The organism is Actinomadura logoneensis, from assembly GCF_003428695.1.
In the GTDB taxonomy this organism is placed as follows: Bacteria; Actinomycetota; Actinomycetes; order Streptosporangiales; family Streptosporangiaceae; genus Spirillospora; species Spirillospora logoneensis.
In genome coordinates, this window is the sequence record NZ_QURH01000095.1 from 1 (window position 1) to 6208 (window position 6208).

General features: G+C 73.2%; 4 protein-coding genes. 1 reads left to right on the top strand and 3 read right to left on the bottom strand.

What is annotated here, in order from left to right; all coding sequences use genetic code 11:
* Positions 1–1457 precede the first annotated feature (1457 nt).
* Both DZF91_RS04480 and DZF91_RS04485 read right to left on the bottom strand, forming a co-directional pair.
* Entirely contained in the window at positions 1458–1679 is a 222-nt protein-coding gene (locus tag DZF91_RS04480) for a hypothetical protein (protein ID WP_117356226.1), read from the bottom strand.
* A gap of 9 nt (positions 1680–1688) precedes the next feature.
* Positions 1689–2144 carry a MarR family winged helix-turn-helix transcriptional regulator gene (locus DZF91_RS04485; RefSeq protein WP_117356227.1) on the bottom strand — a complete coding sequence of 152 codons (456 nt, stop codon included), beginning with the start codon at positions 2142–2144 and terminating at the stop codon, positions 1689–1691.
* Between the two features lie 86 nt (positions 2145–2230).
* On the opposite strand from DZF91_RS04485, the gene DZF91_RS04490 reads away from it, so the two are divergent.
* On the top strand, positions 2231–3148 hold the full coding sequence (locus tag DZF91_RS04490; RefSeq protein WP_117356228.1) for an LLM class flavin-dependent oxidoreductase: 918 nt from the start codon (positions 2231–2233) through the stop codon (positions 3146–3148).
* Positions 3149–3440: 292 nt separating this feature from the next.
* Here the strand turns inward: DZF91_RS04490 and DZF91_RS41755 are convergent, their stop codons facing one another.
* Positions 3441–3920, bottom strand: a complete 480-nt coding sequence (locus DZF91_RS41755) for a regulatory protein RecX (protein ID WP_407920877.1) — start codon at positions 3918–3920, stop codon at positions 3441–3443.
* Between the last annotated feature and the right edge of the window lie 2288 nt (positions 3921–6208).

Genomic DNA, 6208 nt, shown 5'->3' on the forward strand with positions numbered 1-6208 from the left:
TCTCGTCCGCCCCCTCGCGGGCGCGCCCGGCCTCCTCCGGGTCCGGCCCGGCGGGGCCGCCCGGCCGCCGCGCCACCACGACCACCAGGACGACCAGGGCGACCACCGCGATCAGGGCCACCAGCAGCGCCGCCACCGTCAGCGCCGTGCCGCCCATCGCCGTGCCGCCCATCAGGGCCTCCCCGAGGACGGACGGGACGCGGGGTGGCGTGCGGCGCTCATCGCCGGCCCCCGCGTCCCGCCGCGCCGACTCCTCCTGCCGCGACTCCGCCGCCCGCGGCGACGGGTCGTCCCCGGCCGCGGACGTGTGGTGAACGAATGACTATCGACAACTTCACGGCACGCATAGTGATCACCGCTATCTGTTCGTGAAATACCGGCGCCCCGGCGCGGAACCGCGTCGGACACGGCCGCACGGGCCGCGTGGACGCCGGTCGCGCCGGGGCGCGAAAGGGGGGACGGAGCCGGACGGACGTCCGCCCGGCTCCAGTGATGGGAAACGGCCCGGTCGTCCGGGCGGGAAACCGTCCGGCCACCGCGGCGGGAAACCGTCCGGCCACCGCGGCGGGAATCCGTCCGGGGGCCGGTACAGAGAGACTTCCGACGGGAATCCGTCCGGGGGCCGGTACAGAGAGACTTCCGAGCACTCGGCGAAAGTGCCGAGCGCTCGTTTGAACCGTGTCGCGACCCGGCAGCGGGACGGAACACCATCCGGAAACCGGGATGGGGACGCGTCGGAGCGCCGAGACCGAAGGGTGCGGGAGAAGCCGTCCGGCGAGGGTCCGTCCAACCGCGCGGGTCCGCGGACGGGTGGTCCGCGTGGCCACTCGCGGGTGGAGTCACGAGGCCGATCCTTCCTCGCCCGCGGGCCCCTGACGGGGTTCTGGAGCCCTGCCTCGCGAGGACCTACCCGCACCCGGGCGAACCGCCGGGTACACGACATCGCCCGGTCGCCGCCGCAGCGGCACCGGGCCGGCCGATCCGCTCCGGACCGGTTCCGGTCGCTACCCCTCCCGCCTGCTAGAACACGCTCGGTCGTATGGCAATCCGCTGGTGCGCGGAGTAACTCCTCACTGCCGTAACGGTAAGCGGCAACCATGTAATGAGCAAGCAAACACCGGGGCATTCCGGACAGGCCCCAGCGCCCTTCCACCGCCAACCGCCGCTCACCTGCCGTGACACTGCCGACCTGCCACGTAACCGCCCCCGCCCCGGCGTGTCGCACCCACCGGCCAACACCACCGGCTTCCACCTGGCTCGCGCGCTCATGGGCGCGAAACGGGTGTTCGGTGGATGAACGCCCGCCGACCCGATTTCGGTTCGTCCCCGCCAGACCGAACGAAGCCGCGGCGGCTCGCCGACCGCATGCCTCACACGATCGGCCCGAGTCGGATCAGTAGCCGAGGCCGAGGCCCATGACAAGCCGTCCGCTGGAGATGCGGTCGGCCCGGGTCAGGTCAGTAGCTGAGGCCGCGCTCGCCCATGGCGATGTCCCACGGGTCGGCGAGGACGATGTCGATCTGGGCGCCCTCGAAGGCGCTGTGGCCGTACCGGCGATAGGCGTCTTCCAGGGACTCCGCCTCGACGTTGTCGTAGTACGTCCGCCCGTCGGCCGTCTTCGTGCGCTTGGAGTAGATCTGCGTCCGCTTCTCTTCGCCCTGCGGCGTCTCATCCTCCATCACCTCAAGCTAGCGCGAACCGCCATCATTCAGGAGTAGGCGGAGCAAACGGACGAAACGCTCCGCCTCCGCGTCTCCGAGAGGTTCCAGGAAGGCGCGTTCCATGCGTCGGCGGGCCTCCTCGGCGCGACGGAGGAGGTCCTCGCCGTCCGGGGTCAGCGCGACGACGTTCTTGCGGCGGTCCTGTTCGCTGCGACGGCGCTCGACCAGGCCACGGCGTTCGAGCCGGTCGACGAGCCCCACCATGGTGGTCCGGTCGACGCCGAGCCGGCCCGCCCCCTCGAGCTGCGAGATCGGCCTGCTCTCCCCCAGGACGGCGAGGACGGCGAGCTCCCTCCCGGAGACGCCGAACGGCTCCAGCGCCCGCGCGGACTCCTCCGCCAGCCGCGCCTGGACGTGCTTCAGCAGGTAACCCAGGCGATCGGTGAGGACGTCCGCGCCGACTCGCTCTCCCGGTTCCACCATGCGGGAAAATCTACCGCTCTGTCTATCGTCAGTCTTGCTGACGATCAGCTACTCTGACGCTTCCCTTTTGGAGATGCGGAGCCCCCATGACCGAGATCAGGTTCGGCCTCAAGACCAGCCCGACCCATGTCGGGTACGACGACATCCTTCGGGTGTGGGAGGAGGCCGACGGCATCCCCGAGATCGACGACTGCTGGCTCTGGGACCACCTGCTCCCGGTCACCGGCCCCCGGAACGGCACGGCCTTCGAGGGCTGGACGCTGCTCGCCGCCCTCGCCGCCCGCACCGAACGCCTCGGCCTCGGCCTGCTGGTCACCAACAACCGGATGCGCCACCCGGCCGTCCTCGGCAAGATCGCGACGACCGTGGACGTCATCTCCGGCGGACGGCTCGTCATGGGCCTCGGCGTCGGCGGCACCCGCCAGCCCGCCGGCGCGGGCGGCATCCCCGGCCCCAACCCCGCGATCGCCGAGTACGCCGCCTACGGCCTGCCGCTGGTCGCCCCGGGCGAGGGCGTCACCCGCCTCGCCGAGACCATCGACATCCTCACCCGCATGTGGACCGAGGAGGTCTTCGACTTCGACGGCCCGCACACCGTGCTGCGCGGCACCCGCAACAACCCGCGTCCGGTGCGGGCGTCCGGGCCGCCCCTGCTCATCGGCGGCTGGGGCGACCGCGTCCTGCGTCTGGTGGCGGCCCACGCGGACATCTGGAACATCCCGGGGCCGCCGCACAACCCGGTCTCCCACATCGCCGAGCGGGCCCGCGTCCTGGACGCCCACTGCGCCGCCATCGGCCGCGATCCCGCCGAGATCACGCGCTCGGTCCAGATCCTCGTGTCCTACGACGACCTGCCCGCCGCCCGGGCCACCGTCCGCGACCTGGCGTCCATCGGCGCCGGCCACATCGTCCTGGGCCTCCGCTCCCCCTACCCCGAGAACGCCGCCCGCCTCCTGACCGAAGAGATCATCCGCCCCTTCCGAGCAGCCCCCGCCTCCCCCTGACCGACTCCCCGACCGAAGAGGAAGCAGCCCGCCCCCAGCGGTGGTTCCCGCGAGGCGGGACCAGTCGGCTCGGCACCACCAGGAGACGAAACCGTCCGCCCACCTCCGCCCCCAGGCAAACCGGCCGTCGGCTCGACTCGTCAGGAGATGGGGCCACGACGAGGGCACCACACCAGGAGATCCGAACGGCGCGCCGGATGATCTGGCTCGGCTCTGGCAGGGGGCTCGACCAGTCGGCGCCGTCGGGAGGCGGAAGGGTGGCGTCGCGGGGAGGCTGCTGGGCGGCGGGCGGTCAGTCGGCGTCCCAGGTGTCGGGGAAGTCCTCGGTGTCGGCGCCTTCGGATTCGAGGGCGTCCTTCACGACGCGGTAGGCCATGCCGGGCGGGTAGCCCTTGCGGGCGAGCATCCCGACGAGGCGCCGGACGCGCTTGGTGCGCTCGACGCCGCGTGTCGAGGACAGCTTGCGCATGACGAGTTCACGCGCGCGACGCTCCTCCTGCTCGGAGTCCAGCGTCTCCACGGCCTCGTTGACGATCTCGCGGTCGACGCCGCGTTGCCGCAGCTCGGCCGCCAGCGCCCGCCGTCCCAGGCCGCGTCCGGCGTGCCGGGAGCGGACCCACATCTGCGCGAACGCCTCGTCGTCGATCAGGCCCACGTCGGTGAACCGCCCGAGCACGTGGTCGGCGACCTCGTCGGGGATGTCCTTGCGCCGCAGGGCGTCCGCCAACTGCGCCCGGGTGCGCGGTGACCCCGTCAGCAGGCGCAGGCAGATCTCGCGTGCTCGCGCCTCGGGATCAGCGGCTTCCCGCTCCCGCGCACCACCGTCCGCGTCCCGGGATCCCGCGTCGAACTCACCGCTGCGACGTGTGCGGCCCTCGCCGCCCGATTCGTACTCGGATTCGCGTTCGTCCTGGCTGGCATCCCGCCGCGTGCCCTTACGCCCCCGACGCCGCCCTTCCGGCGTGTCTCCTGCGCCCCAGGACGTCGTCGAGCCGCCGAACGGCTTCTTCGTCCTGGAACTGGACGCGCCTTTCCGGCCGGAGGCTCTCCTGGGTCGCGCCTCACCAGGCTCGGGCTGCTCAAGCCCCTCAGCGCTGCCCGGCGAGGCCACCTCTGCCCCACCATGCTGATACTCCGCCGGATGCCCACCCTCGCCGCGTCCCGGGACCTGCTCGTCGCCGGTCGGACGCGTCCACTGAGCGCTCCCGCCGTCCCCGCGTTCGTCGCCGACCGGGCGGACACCGCTCGTGTCATCACGTTCGGCAGGCCGAGGCGCCGACTGCCGCCGCGCGTCGGAACTCGGGGCACTGACCGCTGCCGACCTTCGGCTCGAACCACTCGCTTTCGCACGCGGCCCGTTCCCGCCCGCCGGGGACTCGCTCGTACCGCTCTCACTCCGGCCGCGCGTGCTCAGCTCATCCGCGCCGGGGTCGCCCTTGCTCGGGTCGTTCTTTCCCGGACCGTCCTCGCTGGGACCGGCAGGGATCATCTCGCCCTTGCCCGGACCGGCACCGCGCGGACCGCTTCTGCTCAGCTCGTCCCCGCTCGGACCGGCCTCGGCCAGACCGTCCTTGGTCTGCTCGCCCTTGCTCGAACCGGCCTCGGCCAGACCGCCCTTGGTCGGACCGTCCTTGGTCTGCTCGTCCTTGGTCGGACCGTCCTTTGGGAGGGCGTTCTCGCTGGTTCGGGGCTTGTTCGGCCTGTTCTTGCGCGCTGGACGGGCGGGCTTGGCGGCCTTCGCGCCGGACTCCGGACGGTCGTCCGCGCTCGCTTCGGCGGCGGTACGGAGCCCTTCCTCGGGGACGGGATCAGGGCTGGACGAGGCCGCCGGGGGCTTGTTCGCCTGCCTCTGGCCTCCTCCGGTCTCCCATGGACTTTCGCCTGGGGACGGTGGGGCGGGCTTCTTGACGGGGGCGGACGGAGACGCGGACCAGGGATTGCCAGACGCGCCCGCCCAGGGAGTCGGCGCGGGGTCGCTCGGCTGGTTCCACGGGAGGTCACTCGGAGCGACCTGCGGAGTGGGGACGTTCCAGGGAAGGGCCGCCCCCCGGCCGTCTCCGTGGCCGCCGCCCTCGGACGAACCGTCCGTCTCGTTCCCCCGACCGGAAGCCTGGGCAGCCGTCGACTCCCACGGCAGCGACGAACGGCGTGCCGTAGTCGTGCCCGGCTCGGTGGCAGCACCGCTCATGGCCTGCCCGCCACTCATGGCCTGCCCGCCACTCACGGCCTGCCCGCCACTTACGGCCTGCGCACCGCCCAAGCTCTGCCCGCCGCCCACGTTCCGCGCACCGCTCACTGCATGGTCGCTGCTCGCGGCCTGCGCACCGCCCAAGCTCTGCCCGCCATCCACGCTCTGCGCGCTGCTCTCGGCCGGGCCGCTCCTCACGGCCTGCGCGCTGCTCACGGCCTGCGCGCTGCTCACGGCCTGCACGCTGCTCACGGCTCGCCCGCCGCTCACGCTCGGTCCGCCACCCGCGGCTTGCCCGCCGCTCACGCTCTGCGCGCCGCCCACGGCCTGCGCGCCGCTCACGTTCTGCGCGCTGCCGGTCTGGGTGGGGCTCGCGGTCGTCTCCCGGGTGGGCGCCTCGGCCTCGGGTGGGGTCGGGCTCTGGGGGCCGACGTCGCCGCCCGAGCTCCGTCGCGCATCGTCGTCTGAGGACGCGGCGGCGGGTTCGGCGGGTGGGGCGTCGTCCGTGGGCGGGCCGGTCGAGGCTCTGGAGGTCGCGTCGGGCGTTTCGGCCGGCTCGGCGTGGGCCGTCCACGGGTCGGCGGACGGGGTCGGCCAGGGCGGGGTGTCGTCCGGCGGGCGGGTGCTCATGGGGAGCCCTCGGGGACGGCGGCGCCGCTGGGGAAGGACCGCGCACCGGCGAGCCGGTGGCGGCCGAGGCGCCGCCGCCCTACACACGAGATCATCGCTCAGTCTCCGTCAGGAGTCACCCGATTCGAGGGATTCGCCGTCAGGATTCTCCGGCCTTGGCCTTGGCCGACCTGCGCGCGGCCGGGGCGGACGCGGGCGCGGCGGCGGGCTTGGCCGGGGCGTCGGCGGGCTTGGCCGCGGGC

Bases quoted from the DNA above. Each gene is read 5' to 3' on its own strand.
- DZF91_RS04490 (WP_117356228.1), top strand. From the start codon at position 2,231: ATGACCGAGATCAGGTTCGGCCTCAAGACCAGCCCGACCCATGTCGGG.
- DZF91_RS04485 (WP_117356227.1), bottom strand. From the start codon at position 2,144: ATGGTGGAACCGGGAGAGCGAGTCGGCGCGGACGTCCTCACCGATCGC.
- DZF91_RS04480 (WP_117356226.1), bottom strand. From the start codon at position 1,679: ATGGAGGATGAGACGCCGCAGGGCGAAGAGAAGCGGACGCAGATCTAC.